This window comes from Candidatus Agathobaculum pullicola (genome assembly GCF_052117205.1).
Lineage (GTDB): Bacteria > Bacillota > Clostridia > Oscillospirales > Butyricicoccaceae > Agathobaculum > Agathobaculum pullicola.
The window spans coordinates 1-14841 of the sequence record NZ_JBQKJP010000059.1 but is presented as its reverse complement, the minus strand read 5'-3'; the positions used below and the strand labels follow the sequence as shown (position 1 = coordinate 14841).

The following is a 14841-nucleotide window of genomic DNA, read 5'->3' as shown; positions in this document are numbered from 1 at the left end:
TCAATGGTGACGAGGGTACACCTGTTCCCATTCCGAACACAGTAGTTAAGCTCGTTTACGGTGACAATACTTGGCTGGCGACGGCCCGGAAAGATAACTCGATGCGCACATGGATAAAGCAGCAACTTCGGTTGCTGCTTTTTGCATATGGAGGTTAAAATGTATCAGTACATATTATTTGATTTGGATGGCACGCTGACTGATCCGCGTGAGGGGATTACGAAATCGGTGCAGTATGCACTTGCAAAAATGGGGATTGAGGAGCCGGATTTGACTTCGTTGGAGCATTTCATCGGGCCTCCGCTGTATGATGAGTTTCGGCGTTGTTATGAATTTGATGATGCGCAGGCGAAACAGGCTGTCGCGGCATATCGAGAGCGATTTTCAGTAACCGGCTGGAAGGAGAATTTGCTGTTGGACGGCGTACCGGACATGCTGCGGTCGTTGCGCTCAGCCGGGAAAACATTGGCTATTGCATCCTCAAAGCCGAAAGTGTTTGTCGAAAAAATATTAAATTATTTTGATATTGCCCCGTATTTTGCCGCGGTATCCGGCGCAACACTGGACGGCAGCATCAGTACAAAGGCGCAGGTTGTGGAGCAGGCGCTTCAATTGCTATCAGTTTCGGACAAAAGCAAGGCAGTGCTGGTTGGAGATCGAAAACATGATGTGGAGGGCGCACAATCATGCGGTATCGATTGTGTGGGCGTGACGTTTGGCTTCGGTGGGTTTCAGGAATTGCAGCAGGCGGGAGCAACACATATTGTACAAAATTGGTCCCGGCTGCTGCAGGTTTTGGACAATTGATGTGCGTAAATACGGTTCGGTGCGGCAAAAGCCGCCGTCGAATTCCGTTTGGATATGTCCAAGTATTTTTGTGGGATTCGACGGCGCAAAGCAAGTGCTCTGTTCTTTACCGCGGGCTGCAACTGTGATACAATAAGAAATATAATGTATTTCATTATGTTTCTGACAAATTACGGACGTAGAAAGAGCCGCTCTTGCGGATTGTGACGGAGGAATTGCCATGCTCCAATATCGATTGCCTGTGCTGGCGGTGCGGAATGTAGAAATTTCTAAAAAGTTTTATCACGATTTGTTTGACCAAACTATTGCGCTCGACCTTGGCCGCAATGTCACCTTTTCCGGAGGGTTTGCCATTCAGGAAGATTTTGACCAATTGGTTGATATTCCTAAGTGTACGGTATTGCACCAGTCGAACAATATGGAATTGTATTTTGAAGTGGATGACTTTGATGCTTTTTTGGAGAAACTTCATGATTTTCTGGATGTGGAACTGGTGCATCCACCTAAAATGCACGAGTGGCATCAGCGGGTGGTGCGGCTCTATGATCCGGACTGGCACATGGTTGAGGTCGGAGAATCTATGGAGGTTGTCGCACGCCGCTTATTGCGTGAAGGTTATGATGTTCTGCAAACCGCGCAGATTATTCAGCATCCGGTAGAGTTTGTGGAACAGTGCAGGAAAGGTATGGAGTAGCCTATGTATGAATTTCAACCGGAGTTTGTTCGCTGTGGCGACGCCCGGATTGCTTACTACGATGCAGGACGTGGAAAGCCGTTGGTTCTGCTGCACGGAAATGGGGAGGACAGCTCCTATTGGAAGGCACAGATTCCGGAATTTATCCGTTTTTTTCGTGTGATTGCGGTGGATAGCCGAGGGCACGGCGCGTCGGAAGCTGGAACGCGTGGTTTATCGTTTGAGCTGATGGCGCAGGATTTGAAAACGCTTTTGGATACGCTCGGCATCCAAAAAGCGTATGTTCTTGGTTTTTCGGATGGCGGCAATCTGGCGATTAAGTTTGCGCTGATGTTTCCTGCGTATGTCGACAAGCTGATTTTGAACGGTGCAAATGTGGAAATGTTCGCGGGAATGAAGCCGTATTTCCAGATGCCGGTTTGCGCCGCTTACGGTGCGCTGCGCGTATTGGGAAGGTTCAGCCAGCGGGCGGCGCGCAAGCGTGATGTGTTCGGCCTGATGGTTTATCCATACGGCGTCGTGATGGACGATTTGAAAAAGCTAACTATGCCAACAATGATTATTGTGGGAGAGCATGATATTGTGCGCGACAGCCAGACAAAGGAAATGGCCGCGCACATTCCGCATTGCCGGGTGGAAATCTTTCGCGACGGGGATCATTTTGTCGCAGCGAAGCAGCCGTCCCGCTTTAATCGTACAGTTGTGGAATTTTTACTGGGGAGATAAGGAAAATGCAGTTTATCAAGGCGGGCCAGACCGCAGAAAGCAATATTTTTAATCGGCTGGACGAAAGAAAACGCGCGCTGATTGCCGGTGGCGCAGATGTGATCAACCTGTCCATCGGTACGCCCGATTTTCAGCCGGACGCACATGTGATGCAGGCGGTGAGCGAGGCTGCGCGCAAACCGGAGCAGTATAAGTATTCTTTGAACGAAACGCCGGAGCTGATAGCGGCGGTGCAGGACTGGTACCGTCGCCGGTATGAGGTTTCGCTGGAGGCGGATGAAATCATGGCCGTCGGCGGTTCGCAGGAAGGCATTGCGCATATCGGTTTTGCTTTCGCGGGGCACAATGACCTCATTCTTGCGCCCGATCCGGGATACCCCATTTTCTCATTCGGCCCGATGATGACCGGCGCGACGGTCGGCTTGTATCCGCTCCGTGCGGAAAACAATTGGCAGCTGGATTTTGCCGATATTCCGGAAGATATCGCCGAGCGCGCCAAGGCAATCGTGATATCTTATCCGAATAATCCGACGACTGCGGTGGCAAACCGTGCGTTTTACGAAAAACTGGTCACTTTTGCACGGGAGCACAATATTATTGTAGTGCACGATAACGCGTATTCGGACCTGATGCTCAACGGAGAGCAGGGGCTTTCCTTTCTGTCCATTCCGGGGGCGAAAGAGGTGGGGATCGAGTTTAACTCGCTGTCTAAAACCTACAACCTGACCGGTATGCGCGTATCGTTTGCGCTGGGCAATCGAGAGGTGATTGCGCGCTTCCGTGCGTTCCGCTCTCAGATTGACTATGGCATGTTTTACCCGATTCAGGCAGGTGCGGTTGCAGCCCTGACCGGTCCGCAGGATATCGTCCGTCGCAATCGGGAAGGCTACATGGCGCGGCGCGATGCGCTGTGCGGCGGGCTGCGCCGTATCGGCTGGGATGTGCCGGATGCGCAAGGCACGATGTTTGTATGGGCAAAAATTCCGGAACGGTTTTCTTCTTCTGTGGACTTTGTGCTGGAGCTGATGGAAAAGACCGGCGTTATCTGTGTGCCGGGCAGCTCGTTTGGCGCGCAAGGTGAAGGCTATGTGCGGTTTGCGCTGGTTGTGCCGCCGGAGCGGATGGAAGAGGCTGTGCACCGTATCGACGAAAGCGGGATTCTGCGCGGGTGAGGTAATGCTATGAAAATCACGCATATCGCACTATATACCAATGATCTTACGCGGATACGCGTGTTTTATGAAACGTATTTTGGCGGTGTCGCAGGTGCGTTATACCATAATCCCAAAACCGGTCTGCAAACCTATTTTTTGTCCTTTGCGGACGGTGCGCGTCTGGAGCTGATGACGCGGCCGCAGCTAAAGCCTGCCGCAGACGGCATGCGTGTCGGCTGGGCGCATCTGGCGTTTCAGGTCGGCTCGCGCGCGGAGGTAGATGCGCTGAGCGCACGGCTGCAGGCGGACGGTTATTCTGTTGTCAGCGGTCCGCGCGTGACAGGTGATGGATACTATGAAAGCTGCATACTGGACCCGGATGGGAACACAGTAGAAATTACAGCATAAAAGGAGCAATTATGAAGCTGATTTCTTGGAATGTAAACGGTCTGCGCGCGTGCGTGGGCAAAGGTTTCTTTGAGTTTCTCGCGGCGGAGCAGCCGGATATGATGTGTCTACAGGAAACCAAGCTGCAGCCTGAGCAGGCGCCGCAGGTTGAGGGGTATCACGAATACTGGAACTCGGCGGAGAAAAAAGGCTATTCAGGCGTGGCGCTTTTCAGCAAGAACGAGCCGAAGTCCGTAACCTATGGTCTGGGCATTGACGAGCATGACCATGAGGGGCGTGTTATCACCGCGGATTACGGCGAATTTTATCTGGTGACGGTCTATACACCCAACTCGCAGGATGAGCTGAAGCGTCTGGACTACCGCATGCAGTGGGAGACGGATTTCCGTGCTTACCTGCAAAAGCTGGACGCGGACAAGCCGGTCATTGTGTGCGGGGATATGAACGTCGCACACAAGGAAATTGATTTGAAAAATCCCAAGACCAACCGCCGTAATGCGGGCTTTACCGACGAGGAGCGCGAAAAGATGACCGAGCTGCTTGAGGCTGGGTTTACCGACACGTTTCGTCACTTTTATCCGGATGCAACCGGCGCCTATTCGTGGTGGAGCTACCGCTTTAAGGCGCGCGAAAAAAATGCCGGGTGGCGCATCGACTATTTTCTGGTGTCTGACCGCTTTATCGAGCGGGTCAAGGATGCACGCATTTTAAGTGATGTATTTGGCTCGGACCACTGTCCGGTCCTGATTGAAATTGAGTGAGAGCCAGAATTGCATGCAAAAGAAAAACAGACTGTGAAGCATTTCGCAGTCTGTTTTTTTTATATGGTTTGTTATCCGCCGAGCAGGCCGCTCAGTGCAATCATCGACGGGATGGTAAGGGCGGATAAAATGGTGGAAACAGCCACCGCGCGCGTGGAAAACAGATAGTCCGTGCCGTATACCTGACCAAACATCGAGCAGGCTATGGCGACCGGCGCGGCGGCGCTGATCAGCATGGTATTACGTAATATACTGCCAAGCGGGAGCAGCAGGAAAATTGCCAGCGTAATCAGTGGCAGAATGAGCAAGCGCAGCGCGGTGATCTCATACACCTGCTTGTCCTGAAAACAGGCGCGCAGGTCACATTGCGCGAGAAACGCACCCAGAATAATCATGGCGACCGGCGTGTTGAGCGACGCCAGATAGGAAATGCAGGTCGCGGGAATCTGCGGCAAATCGAGGGGCGTCAGGAAAAAGACAAGCCCGATGACCAGTGAGACTGTGGCGGGATTAAATAGGGCGTTACGCAGCTTTTGCGCCCGCGTAGTATCGCGGCACAGCTGGGAAACGCCGTAGCTCCAAAGCAGTACATTGTTAACCGCAATAAACGCGGAACCGAGAAACAAGCCATAGGAGCCGTAGAGTGCATCCAGAAGCGGCAGCGCCATAAAGCCGCAGTTGGTAAACACTACGCACATGCGCTTATCGGCAAAATTTTTGTGCGGCCCGTTGGCACGAAACAGGAAATGCCCAACAGCCATGGACAGTCCCATGGCAATGACAGTACAGCCTGCCGCGGCTAATAAATCCATGCCGAGCGCAGGATCGAATTGGCGCTGAAATGAATCGATGATGACGCAGGGCGCGACGATGCGCGTCAGAATAAGCGATAGCTGGCCGGCTCCGTCATTGTTGAGGTATTTCAGACGAACGCATATAAAACCGACTGCCATCAGCAGAAACATCACAGTAATCTGTGAGACTAAGATTTGAATATTCTCCAGCAAAATAAATTCCCTCCGATCTCCAATTTTATAATCATAAAACAATGGCGGAGCTTTTGTCAATGCAAAAGGCATGTTTGCTTGTTCTCTGGCATAAAATGGGGTGAAAGGGTGGTTGGCTGTGAAAAAAATGATTTGCGCCGCCATACTGGGCGGAATGCTGCTGGTGCAGGCGGCGGCACTGCCGGAAATGGGGGCGCTCAATGCCAAGTCCGCCGCACTATATGCGGCCAATGGGCAGGAACTGTTCGCGTATAATGCCGATGAGCAGCTGCAGCCGGCATCGGTCACCAAAATCATGACGATGCTGCTGACAATGGAGGCGCTTGAGCGCGGCGAAGTGACGCTGGATACCATGATCACGGGAAGCGAATACGCCTGTTCGATGGGCGGGACTCAGGTCTGGCTGGAACCGGGAGAACAGATGTCGCTCAATGATATGCTCAAAGCGATTGCGGTTGGCTCGGCAAACGACTGTGCGGTAGCGGTGGCAGAGCACCTTGCCGGTACGGAGGCGGCGTTTGTCGAGCGCATGAACCAGCGCGCCACGGAGCTGGGCTGCACCAATACGCAGTTTATCAATGCCAACGGATTGGACGGCATGGGGCAGAAAACCATGACTTCAGCGCGTGATATTGCGCTCATTTCCTGTGAGCTGCTGCGGCACCCTAAAATTTTAGAGTATACCGGTATCTGGATGGACAGCATCCGCGGCGGAAAGTTTTCGCTGGCCAATACGAATAAAATGCTCAAAAGCTATCCGGGACTGACCGGGCTGAAAACGGGGTACATTTCCGAAGCTGGCTTTTGCATTTCCGCCAGCGCCGAGCGGGACGGACTCAGTTTGGTCGCGGTGGTGATGGCGGCGCCGACCAAGGAAACCCGTATGGCGGACGCATCCGCACTGCTCAATTACGGCTTTGCCAACTTCACAGTCTATACACCGCCGGATGATTTGCTGCAGCCGGTTCCGGTGCAGCTGGGCAACGCGAACTTTGTGCAGCCGATCTTGCAGAATGACCAGTCGATTGTGGTGGAAAAGGAAAAAGCAGCGCAGTTGGAAACGCAATTGGATTTGCCGGAGGCGCTGCAGGCGCCGATTACAGCAGGCCAGCAGATTGGGCAGCTGACGGTGACGAGCGGAGGCGAGACCCTGCTACAGCTTCCGATCACGGCAGCAGAAGATGTGGCGGCGCGGAGCGTTCCGGGACTGCTGATCGAATTCATGGGAAAGCTGGTCGGCGGCGGCGCGGCGTAATATGGACAAAATGACGGAAAGTTTGCAAATCAGGCTTGAGGTTTGGGGCAAACTATGGTACACTAAAAACAACCTCAAAGGTTGGGAGGATATAAAACTATGGTAAAACTGATTATTGGCGGCACTGGCTCTGGTAAGACCAAAGAATTGATTGATCAGGTCAACGCTGCGGTACAAGAAGAAAAGGGAAGCGTGGTTTGCATTTCGCGCGGCAACAAGTTGACTTTTGATATTTCGCATGATGCGCGACTGATTGATGCAACCGATTACCCGATCAAGGATTATGCAAGCCTGCTTGGATTCCTGTGCGGTATTCACGCCGGTAACTATGATATTACGCGCGTGTTCATTGACGGCCTGTATAAAATCACCGGCGTCAAGGACGTGGCAAAGGCAGAGGAGTTCCTCAATATGCTCGATGAGTTCTCCTCGCAGCACAGCGTGAACTTTACGGTTTCCCTCAGCGAGGAGCCGTCTGCCGCGACCGAGGGCATGAAGCGTTTTCTGTAAGTAAATACTTAGCAGTTACAGCAATGAGATAAAAGCAGCGAGTATTTCGCTGCTTTTTCCCTTTTCCGTTGGGTATGGATGTCAACAGAAGGGGGAAAGGTACTATGGAGGTGCGATTGGAAAATATACTTTATTTGATGAAATTCGCATTATCCGTACCGATTTTTAAAGAAGAATTGTTAAATATATACGATGAATAGAAGAGGATGAATTTTTTTTTAGAGATTCCTGATAAAAGTGTTTCACTTTTTTGTATAGTTAGGTATAATAAGAACGATATGTTGGAGGGACAGCTATGCCTGTTTGGCACTGCTGTGCTCGCAATATCAAATCGGTAGTAGGGGGAATGCGGTTGAGTCAAAAAAAAGATCATTGGAGTGTGCTGCGTTACTTGATTTATTTCAGTCAGGTTGGGTTCACAGTTGTCACACCGCCGGTACTCTGTTGTTTTGGAGCGCTTTGGCTTCGGAACCGATTTGATTGGGGAAACGGTGTGGTGATTTTCGGAATCCTGCTCGGAATAGCGGTTGCAGCCTGCGGACTGCGGGATTTCCTGCGGTTTACCGAGCGAAAAGCCAGAGAAAGTGAAAGAAAGGAGAAGCTGCCGTGACGGGAAAGCAAATCGTGCGGGAGGAATCGGCTCGGATGCTGCGTGGCATCGTGCCGCTGACGCTCATTGCCTTCGGTATCTTTGTGCTGGCCGGTTGTGAAGCGTGGCGGGCGGGCATCAGCCTGATGCTGGGCGCGGCCTATGCGCTGGTCTTATTTCGCATGATTGGCAACAATGTTGCCAAAGCCGCCCTGTTCCCACCGGATCAGGCGACCCGCATCGTGCGGCGCGGCTATTTTTTCCGCTATGTGCTGACCGGCCTTGCGGTGTTTGCGGCTATTAAAGCGCCGTTTATCCATCCGTTGGCCGCAGTGCTTCCGCTCTTCTTTCCGAAAGTGATTTTACTCTGGTATAACGTAGTTCAGAGGAAAGGAGGTTAGACGGTGAATGTTGAAATAAACGGCCCACAGGTACTGGGATATTTGTTCGGTAATCCCAACCTGCCTATCACGGAAACCATGCGAAATGCGTGGATTGTGATGGCGTTTATCCTGTTCCTGTGCATTTTCCTCACGCGCCGCATGGAGAAGATCCCGAAGGGCAAACAGGCGCTGGCGGAAAAGGCTGTCATCATGATTGACAATCTGGTCGAGAGTACCATGGGACAGGGATGCCGGGCGTTTTCGCCTTATATTGCAACGCTGCTGATGAGTTCGTTGTTCGGCTCGCTGGCGACGCTGTTCTGGATGCGTCCGGTAACGGCCGACCTGAATACGACGCTGGGCTGGGCACTGATGACGTTCATCCTGATCACGTACAACAAGATCAAGTACGGCGGCATTGGCGGCTATCTGAAGGGCTTCCTGGAGCCTGTCTTTGTGATGGCGCCGCTTAATGTGCTCAGCGAAGTGGCCACCCCGGTTTCCATGTCCTTCCGTCATTTCGGTAATATGGCGGGCGGCCTTGTCATTTCGACACTGATCATGGGCGCGCTGGAGGTTCTGTCCAATGCGGTTCTGGGCTTTCTGCCCGTGCCGCTGTTGCAGATCGGCTTGCCCGGTATCCTTTCGGTGTACTTTGACTGCTTCACTGCTTGTATGCAGGCATTCATCTTCAGTATGCTGACCATGGCTTATGTAGGTGATGCGCGCGGCAGCAGCTGACGCACAAGGTACGGCAATCAATAACCGAATCCATTCTCAAATTTTGAACAACAACATTTTCAGGAGGAAAAAAAGTATGGATCCCAAAGCATTTGTAGCAGGCATGTCCGCCCTCGGCGCCGGTATGGCGATGATCGCAGGTCTTGGCCCTGGTATTGGTGAAGGCTACACCGCCGGTCAGGCGTGTGCCGCCATCGGCCGCCAGCCGGAAGCACAGGGCGATATCACCCGTACCATGATTCTCGGTATCGCTATGGCCGAGTCCACCGGTATTTACGCGCTGGTTGTCGCGCTGATTCTTCTGTTTGCCAACCCGTTCGTCGGCCAGTTCTAAGCGGTCTGGTCATAGCAGGATGAACGGAATCATCTTCCGTTTGGGAAGGAGGTAAAACAGTGCCGGATATATTCCAGTCCTTTGTTTATATCAACTGGTGGAATATCCTTGTGACGATGTGCAATACGCTCATTACGTTTGCCATCATCAAGAAATTCTTGTTTAAACCGGTGCGCAAGATGCTTGCCGCGCGCGAGGAAGAAGTGCAGGCGATGTACGGAAACGCGGAAAAGGCGCAGACCGAGGCCGAGAAGATGCGCAGCGAATACACCGAGCGTCTGGCCAAGGCCAAGGAGGAAGCGGCCGAGATTGTCGGCTCCGCTACCCGTCGCGCGACTGTGCGCAGCGAGGAAATCCTCAAGGAGTCCTCGCAGCAGGCCGCTGCCATGATGAAGAAGGCAGAGAGCACCATTGAGCAGGAGCGCAAGAAGGCGATGAACGAGCTTAAGGACGAGGTCGCCAGCCTTTCTGTCATGATCGCCTCCAAGGTCGTCGAGCGCGATGTTAAGGAAGCCGATCACGAGCGCTTCATCGAAGAGTTCATCGACAAGGTGGGGTGAGCGCAGGTGGCTGATATTGTAAGCGAGCGCTATGCGCTGAGCCTGTACGAGGTGGCAGCCGACGAGAAAAAGGAAAAAGCCTATCTCGACGAGCTGACCGCGGTCTGTGAGGTGTTCGGTCAGCAGCCGGATTTCCTCAAACTGCTCTTGACGCCGTCCATCGCGCTGGAGGATAAGCAAAATGTTTTGCGCAAGGCGTTTGAAGGGCGAATTGAGCCTTTTCTGCTCAATTTCCTGATGCTGATTACAGAAAAAGGCCGCATCGGCCTGATTCAAGATATGTGCCAGGCATATAAAGAGCAGTATTACTTTGAAAACGGCATCGTGGAAGTGCACGCCATCACGGCAAAGCCGATGAGCGAAGCATTGACCGAAAAGCTGAAAGCCAAAATGAGCGCCGTAACCGGGAAACAGGTGGTGCTCAAAACGTCGGTGGATGAAAGCATCCTCGGCGGCATTGTCGTCAAGCTCGGTAACGAGCAGTTCGACACCAGCCTGCGCACTCGCTTGAGCGAGATTGCCGCACGGCTGACCAATACTATCGCGTAAGGAAGTAGGTGACTTTATGGAATTACGCCCCGAAGAGATTAGCAATATTATCAAAGAGCAGATCACGCACTACCAGAGCCAGATCAAGCTGGCCGACGTCGGTACAGTCGTTACCGTCGGCGACGGCATCGCACATGTTCACGGTCTGGAAAACTGCATGTCCGGCGAGCTGCTCGAATTTCCGGGCGGCGTATATGGCATGGCGCAGAACCTTGAGGAGGATCTGGTCGGCGCCGTAATCCTGGGTTCGGATCAGGATATTCGTGAAGGCGACACGGTAAAACGCACAAACCGCATCGTGGAGGTGCCGGTGGGTGAGGCTATGCTCGGCCGCGTTGTGGACGCGCTGGGCAAGCCGATTGACGGCAAGGGCCCGATCCATACCACCGAGTCGCGTCCGATTGAAAGCCCCGCACCGGGCATCATCGAGCGCGCACCGGTTAACGTACCGCTGCAGACCGGTATCAAGGCAATTGACTCCATGATCCCGATCGGACGCGGCCAGCGTGAGCTGATCATCGGCGACCGCCAGACCGGTAAGACCGCGATTTGTCTGGATACCATCATCAACCAGAAGGGTACGGGCGTCGTCTGTATCTATGTAGCCATTGGCCAAAAGCGTTCGACGGTTGCACAGGTTGCCGAGACACTGGCGCAGAACGGCGCGATGGACTATACCTGCATCGTCGCCGCGACCGCATCCGAGTCCGCGCCGCTGCAGTATATCGCGCCGTATGCGGGCTGCTCGATCGGCGAGTACTTTATGCACAAGGGTAAGGACGTACTGGTCATTTATGATGACCTCAGTAAGCACGCGGTGGCTTACCGTGCCCTTTCCTTGCTGCTCCATCGTCCGCCAGGACGTGAAGCATACCCCGGCGACGTATTCTATCTGCATTCCCGTTTGCTGGAACGCGCAGCCAACATCCAGAACGGCGGCTCGCTGACCGCGCTGCCGATCATCGAGACGCAGGCGGGCGACGTTTCGGCGTATATCCCGACCAACGTCATTTCGATCACGGACGGTCAGATCTTCCTCGAAACCGAGCTGTTTAACTCGGGTATCCGTCCCGCGGTCAACCCCGGTATTTCGGTATCCCGTGTTGGCGGTAATGCGCAGATCAAGGCGATGAAGAAGGTTGCGGGCACCCTGAAGCTGGCGTACTCGCAGTACCGCGAGCTGCAAGCGTTCTCGCAGTTCGGCTCCGACCTCGACGCGGACACCAAGAAGCGTCTGAATCAGGGCGAGCGCATCGTGGAAGTGCTCAAGCAGCCGCAGAACAGCCCGATTCCGGTCGAGAAGCAGGTTATCATCATTTTTGCTGTCGTTTCCGGTCAGTTGCTAGATATTCCGGCAGATCAGGTTGCCGCGTTTGAAAAAGAGCTGTTTGAGTTTATCGACGGCGTTTACGGCGATATCCCGGAAACCATCCGCGCGACCAAGCAGATGGACGACGACATCAAGGAGAAGCTGACCAAGGCAATCGAGGAATTCAAAGCAAAGTTCCTTTCCGAGCATTAAGCGGAAGGGGGACTGAACAATGGCTTCCGGAAACATGAAGGACATCAAGCGCCGCATCAAGTCGGTGCAGTCCACCATGCAGATTACCAAGGCAATGGAGCTGGTGGCCTCTTCCAAAATGCGCCGCGCCAAGGAGCGTGCGCTGGCCGCGCGGCCCTATTTCAACACGATGTATGAAACCATCACCCGGCTGGCTGCCGCAACGCGTGAGGGGGACTCGGTGTATACCCGCCGCCGCGCGGTGAAGAACAGCCTGTATATTATCATCGCGGGCGACCGTGGCCTGGCGGGCGGCTATAACGCCAACCTGTTCAAGCTGGCCGCCGCCGAGATGGAGGGCAAAAAGGCGCAAGTCGTCACAATCGGAAAAAAAGCGCAGGAGTATTATGCCAAGCGCGACTGGCCGGTTGCGGCGGATTATCCGGGCATTGCCGAAACCATGAAAATCAGCGACACGCACGAAATCGTTGAGCATATGCTCAGTATGTTCCGCAGCGGGCAGGTGGACGAGGTTTTCCTCTGCTACACGCAGTTTGTTTCGCCCTTGCAGCAGGAGCCGAAGTGTATTCAGCTGCTGCCTGCCAATTTTGAGCGCGAAGAGCAGGGCGATAAGCCGGCGGGCGCGCGTGTGCTGACCGAATATGATCCCTCTCCAGAGGCGGTGTTTGACGCGATCATTCCCGAATACCTGTACGGTGTGCTGTACGGCGCGGTGGTGGAAAGCTACTGCTCCGAGCAGTCCGCGCGCCGCATGGCGATGGAGGCTGCGTCCGACAATGCCAGCGAGATGATCGAAAATCTGAATCTGTCCTATAACCGTGCACGTCAGGCAGCCATCACGCAGGAGATCACCGAGATCGTCGCGGGTTCGGGCGAGGTCGGCGCATAGGACGATACGAATTAGGAGTTTTGCCAATGAGTGAGCAGAATATTGGCACCGTTGTCCAGATTATCGGACCGGTGCTGGACATCAAATTTGCTGCCGACGCATTGCCCAAGCTGCTGAACGCCATCACGATTGACAACAACGGCTGTGTCATCACGGTCGAGGTTGCGCAGCATATCGGTCAGGATACCGTGCGCTGCATCGCCATGGAGTCCACGGACGGCTTGGTGCGCGGCATGAAAGCCGTCGATACCGGCGGACCGATCACGGTTCCGGTCGGCGACAAGAATCTGGGCCGTATTTTCAACCTGCTCGGCCAGCCGGTGGACAACAAGCCGCCGGTTGAGGGCGAGGAGCGCTGGCCCATTCACCGTCCTGCGCCCTCCTATGAGGAGCAGGAATCCACCACGGAAATCCTCGAAACCGGCATCAAGGTCATCGACCTGATCGCACCGTATGCCAAGGGCGGTAAAATCGGCCTGTTCGGCGGCGCGGGCGTCGGCAAGACGGTTATCATCATGGAGCTGATCAACAATATCGCCAAGCAGCACGGCGGTATTTCGGTATTCACCGGCGTTGGTGAGCGTACCCGTGAGGGCAACGACCTGTATAACGAAATGCAGGAGTCCGGCGTTATCAACAAGACCGCGCTGGTTTACGGCCAGATGAACGAGCCGCCAGGAGCGCGTATGCGCGTGGCGCTTTCCGGCTTGACCATGGCGGAATACTTCCGCGATGTGGAAGGGCAGGACGTACTGCTGTTTATCGACAACATCTTCCGCTTCACGCAGGCGGGTTCCGAGGTTTCCGCGCTGCTTGGCCGTATGCCGTCGGCGGTAGGTTATCAGCCGACGCTGGCGACCGAAATGGGCGCATTGCAGGAACGTATCACCTCGACCAAGAAAGGCTCGATCACGTCCGTACAGGCGGTTTACGTCCCGGCGGACGACCTGACCGACCCCGCGCCGGCGACGACGTTCTCGCACCTCGATGCGAAGGTCGTTTTGTCGCGTGATATCGCGTCCATGGGTATTTATCCCGCGGTTGACCCGCTCGACTCGTCCTCGCGTATTCTGACCGCGGATGTGGTCGGCATCGACCACTACGAGGTCGCGCGTGCGGTGCAGTCCATCTTGCAGAAGTACAAGGACTTGCAGGACATCATCGCCATCCTCGGTATGGACGAACTGTCCGACGAGGATAAGCTGACGGTTGCCCGTGCCCGTAAGATCCAGAACTTCCTGTCGCAGCCGTTCCACGTTGCAGAGCAGTTCACGGGCTTTGAGGGCAAGTATGTTCCGGTTTCGGAGACGATCCGCGGCTTCCGCGAGATCCTCGACGGCAAGCATGACGATCTGCCCGAGTCGGCGTTCCTGTTTGCCGGCACCATCGACGAGGTCGTGGAGAAGGCGAAGAAGGGGGCATAATATGGCTACCTTTCATCTCAAGGTGATGACGGTTGACCGCTGCTTTTATGACGATGAGGTCGACAAAATCGTTATTCGCACCACGCAGGGCGATGTTGGCATCCTGCCGAATCATGTGCCCTATACCGCGGCGCTCGGCATCGGCGGACTGACCATTTTCCAGAATGGGCAGCCCCGCGTTGCAGCGATTGCAGGCGGCTTTGTGGATGTATCGCGCGAGCAGACGGTTGTGCTGGCCCGCACCTGTGAATGGGCGGATGAAATTGATATCAACCGTGCCCGCGAGGCTGCTGAGCGTGCCCGTGCCATCCTTCAGAAAAAGGAAAGCGAGCATGAGCACGATATTGCGCAGGTCAAGCTGAAAAAGGCAATCAACCGTATCCGCATTGCGGGAGACAAATGAAGGAAAAACCGTCCTGTAGGTTTGTCAAACATATTGGACAGAGAACTCTAAAGGAGAAAGCCAACCCAGAGGCCTCATGGGAAAGTTATTGGAGCAGCGGTTATGGACAGCAAGCTGCTTTGTGA

The 14841-nt window shown here is 54.2% G+C and carries 19 protein-coding genes and 1 rRNA gene; 19 read left to right on the top strand and 1 reads right to left on the bottom strand.

Annotation, left to right across the window (positions count from 1 at the left end; translation table 11 throughout):
- The 7 genes from rrf to ACTQ3V_RS14265 form a co-directional block, all read left to right on the top strand.
- Positions 1-110: ribosomal RNA gene (gene rrf / locus ACTQ3V_RS14295) — 5S ribosomal RNA — on the top strand; the annotation flags it as partial.
- A gap of 49 nt (positions 111-159) precedes the next feature.
- The gene (locus ACTQ3V_RS14290; protein WP_441468104.1) at positions 160-807 is read left to right on the top strand and encodes an HAD family hydrolase; all 648 of its coding nucleotides are present in this window, start codon (positions 160-162) and stop codon (positions 805-807) included.
- 220 nt (positions 808-1027) lie between these two features.
- Positions 1028-1501: a VOC family protein gene (locus ACTQ3V_RS14285; RefSeq protein ID WP_441468103.1), complete on the top strand. Its 474-nt coding sequence runs from the start codon at positions 1028-1030 to the stop codon at positions 1499-1501.
- A gap of 3 nt (positions 1502-1504) precedes the next feature.
- Complete coding sequence (locus tag ACTQ3V_RS14280) at positions 1505-2227, top strand: alpha/beta fold hydrolase (RefSeq protein ID WP_441468102.1); 723 nt, start codon at positions 1505-1507, stop codon at positions 2225-2227.
- A gap of 5 nt (positions 2228-2232) precedes the next feature.
- Complete coding sequence (locus ACTQ3V_RS14275) at positions 2233-3399, top strand: aminotransferase class I/II-fold pyridoxal phosphate-dependent enzyme (protein ID WP_441468101.1); 1167 nt, start codon at positions 2233-2235, stop codon at positions 3397-3399.
- Between the two features lie 9 nt (positions 3400-3408).
- A complete protein-coding gene (locus tag ACTQ3V_RS14270; RefSeq protein WP_441468100.1) occupies positions 3409-3789 on the top strand; it encodes a VOC family protein in 381 nt (126 codons plus the stop codon).
- Between the two features lie 11 nt (positions 3790-3800).
- Entirely contained in the window at positions 3801-4550 is a 750-nt protein-coding gene (locus ACTQ3V_RS14265; RefSeq protein ID WP_441468099.1) for an exodeoxyribonuclease III, read from the top strand.
- A gap of 71 nt (positions 4551-4621) precedes the next feature.
- Here ACTQ3V_RS14265 and ACTQ3V_RS14260 read toward each other — a convergent pair whose 3' ends face one another.
- Positions 4622-5557 (bottom strand): AEC family transporter, encoded by a 936-nt coding sequence (locus ACTQ3V_RS14260; RefSeq protein ID WP_441468098.1) that lies wholly within the window; start codon positions 5555-5557, stop codon positions 4622-4624.
- Between the two features lie 127 nt (positions 5558-5684).
- Here ACTQ3V_RS14260 and ACTQ3V_RS14255 point away from each other — a divergent pair, with 127 nt between their 5' ends.
- The 12 genes from ACTQ3V_RS14255 (at position 5685) to atpC (ending at position 14716) form a co-directional block, all read left to right on the top strand.
- Positions 5685-6812 carry a D-alanyl-D-alanine carboxypeptidase family protein gene (locus ACTQ3V_RS14255; protein ID WP_441468105.1) on the top strand — a complete coding sequence of 376 codons (1128 nt, stop codon included), beginning with the start codon at positions 5685-5687 and terminating at the stop codon, positions 6810-6812.
- Between the two features lie 99 nt (positions 6813-6911).
- A complete protein-coding gene (locus ACTQ3V_RS14250) occupies positions 6912-7322 on the top strand; it encodes a hypothetical protein (protein WP_441468097.1) in 411 nt (136 codons plus the stop codon).
- 352 nt (positions 7323-7674) lie between these two features.
- Positions 7675-7932 (top strand): AtpZ/AtpI family protein, encoded by a 258-nt coding sequence (locus ACTQ3V_RS14245; protein ID WP_441468096.1) that lies wholly within the window; start codon positions 7675-7677, stop codon positions 7930-7932.
- The gene (locus ACTQ3V_RS14240) at positions 7929-8312 is read left to right on the top strand and encodes an ATP synthase subunit I (protein ID WP_441468095.1); all 384 of its coding nucleotides are present in this window, start codon (positions 7929-7931) and stop codon (positions 8310-8312) included. Before ACTQ3V_RS14245 ends, ACTQ3V_RS14240 begins: the two co-directional genes overlap by 4 nt.
- Before the next feature lie 3 nt (positions 8313-8315).
- Positions 8316-9035, top strand: coding sequence for a F0F1 ATP synthase subunit A (locus ACTQ3V_RS14235; protein WP_441468094.1), 720 nt, complete (start codon positions 8316-8318; stop codon positions 9033-9035).
- Between the two features lie 76 nt (positions 9036-9111).
- Complete coding sequence (gene atpE, locus ACTQ3V_RS14230; protein WP_300183535.1) at positions 9112-9369, top strand: ATP synthase F0 subunit C; 258 nt, start codon at positions 9112-9114, stop codon at positions 9367-9369.
- A gap of 59 nt (positions 9370-9428) precedes the next feature.
- Positions 9429-9929 (top strand): F0F1 ATP synthase subunit B, encoded by a 501-nt coding sequence (gene atpF, locus ACTQ3V_RS14225; RefSeq protein ID WP_441468093.1) that lies wholly within the window; start codon positions 9429-9431, stop codon positions 9927-9929.
- Between the two features lie 6 nt (positions 9930-9935).
- Positions 9936-10478, top strand: coding sequence for an ATP synthase F1 subunit delta (atpH, locus tag ACTQ3V_RS14220; protein ID WP_441468092.1), 543 nt, complete (start codon positions 9936-9938; stop codon positions 10476-10478).
- A 16-nt stretch (positions 10479-10494) separates the two neighbouring features.
- Positions 10495-12000, top strand: coding sequence for a F0F1 ATP synthase subunit alpha (gene atpA / locus ACTQ3V_RS14215; protein ID WP_441468091.1), 1506 nt, complete (start codon positions 10495-10497; stop codon positions 11998-12000).
- A 19-nt stretch (positions 12001-12019) separates the two neighbouring features.
- The gene (atpG, locus tag ACTQ3V_RS14210; protein WP_441468090.1) at positions 12020-12889 is read left to right on the top strand and encodes an ATP synthase F1 subunit gamma; all 870 of its coding nucleotides are present in this window, start codon (positions 12020-12022) and stop codon (positions 12887-12889) included.
- 26 nt (positions 12890-12915) lie between these two features.
- The gene (atpD, locus tag ACTQ3V_RS14205) at positions 12916-14313 is read left to right on the top strand and encodes a F0F1 ATP synthase subunit beta (protein ID WP_441468089.1); all 1398 of its coding nucleotides are present in this window, start codon (positions 12916-12918) and stop codon (positions 14311-14313) included.
- A gap of 1 nt (position 14314) precedes the next feature.
- The gene (atpC, locus tag ACTQ3V_RS14200; protein WP_441468088.1) at positions 14315-14716 is read left to right on the top strand and encodes an ATP synthase F1 subunit epsilon; all 402 of its coding nucleotides are present in this window, start codon (positions 14315-14317) and stop codon (positions 14714-14716) included.
- Positions 14717-14841: the final 125 nt, after the last annotated feature.

Bases quoted from the DNA above. Each gene is read 5' to 3' on its own strand.
- ACTQ3V_RS14255 (WP_441468105.1), top strand. From the start codon at position 5,685: ATGATTTGCGCCGCCATACTGGGCGGAATGCTGCTGGTGCAGGCGGCG.
- ACTQ3V_RS14265 (WP_441468099.1), top strand. From the start codon at position 3,801: ATGAAGCTGATTTCTTGGAATGTAAACGGTCTGCGCGCGTGCGTGGGC.
- atpA (WP_441468091.1), top strand. From the start codon at position 10,495: ATGGAATTACGCCCCGAAGAGATTAGCAATATTATCAAAGAGCAGATC.
- atpG (WP_441468090.1), top strand. From the start codon at position 12,020: ATGGCTTCCGGAAACATGAAGGACATCAAGCGCCGCATCAAGTCGGTG.
- ACTQ3V_RS14285 (WP_441468103.1), top strand. From the start codon at position 1,028: ATGCTCCAATATCGATTGCCTGTGCTGGCGGTGCGGAATGTAGAAATT.
- ACTQ3V_RS14250 (WP_441468097.1), top strand. From the start codon at position 6,912: ATGGTAAAACTGATTATTGGCGGCACTGGCTCTGGTAAGACCAAAGAA.
- atpC (WP_441468088.1), top strand. From the start codon at position 14,315: ATGGCTACCTTTCATCTCAAGGTGATGACGGTTGACCGCTGCTTTTAT.
- ACTQ3V_RS14280 (WP_441468102.1), top strand. From the start codon at position 1,505: ATGTATGAATTTCAACCGGAGTTTGTTCGCTGTGGCGACGCCCGGATT.
- ACTQ3V_RS14290 (WP_441468104.1), top strand. From the start codon at position 160: ATGTATCAGTACATATTATTTGATTTGGATGGCACGCTGACTGATCCG.
- atpD (WP_441468089.1), top strand. From the start codon at position 12,916: ATGAGTGAGCAGAATATTGGCACCGTTGTCCAGATTATCGGACCGGTG.
- ACTQ3V_RS14270 (WP_441468100.1), top strand. From the start codon at position 3,409: ATGAAAATCACGCATATCGCACTATATACCAATGATCTTACGCGGATA.
- atpE (WP_300183535.1), top strand. From the start codon at position 9,112: ATGGATCCCAAAGCATTTGTAGCAGGCATGTCCGCCCTCGGCGCCGGT.
- ACTQ3V_RS14275 (WP_441468101.1), top strand. From the start codon at position 2,233: ATGCAGTTTATCAAGGCGGGCCAGACCGCAGAAAGCAATATTTTTAAT.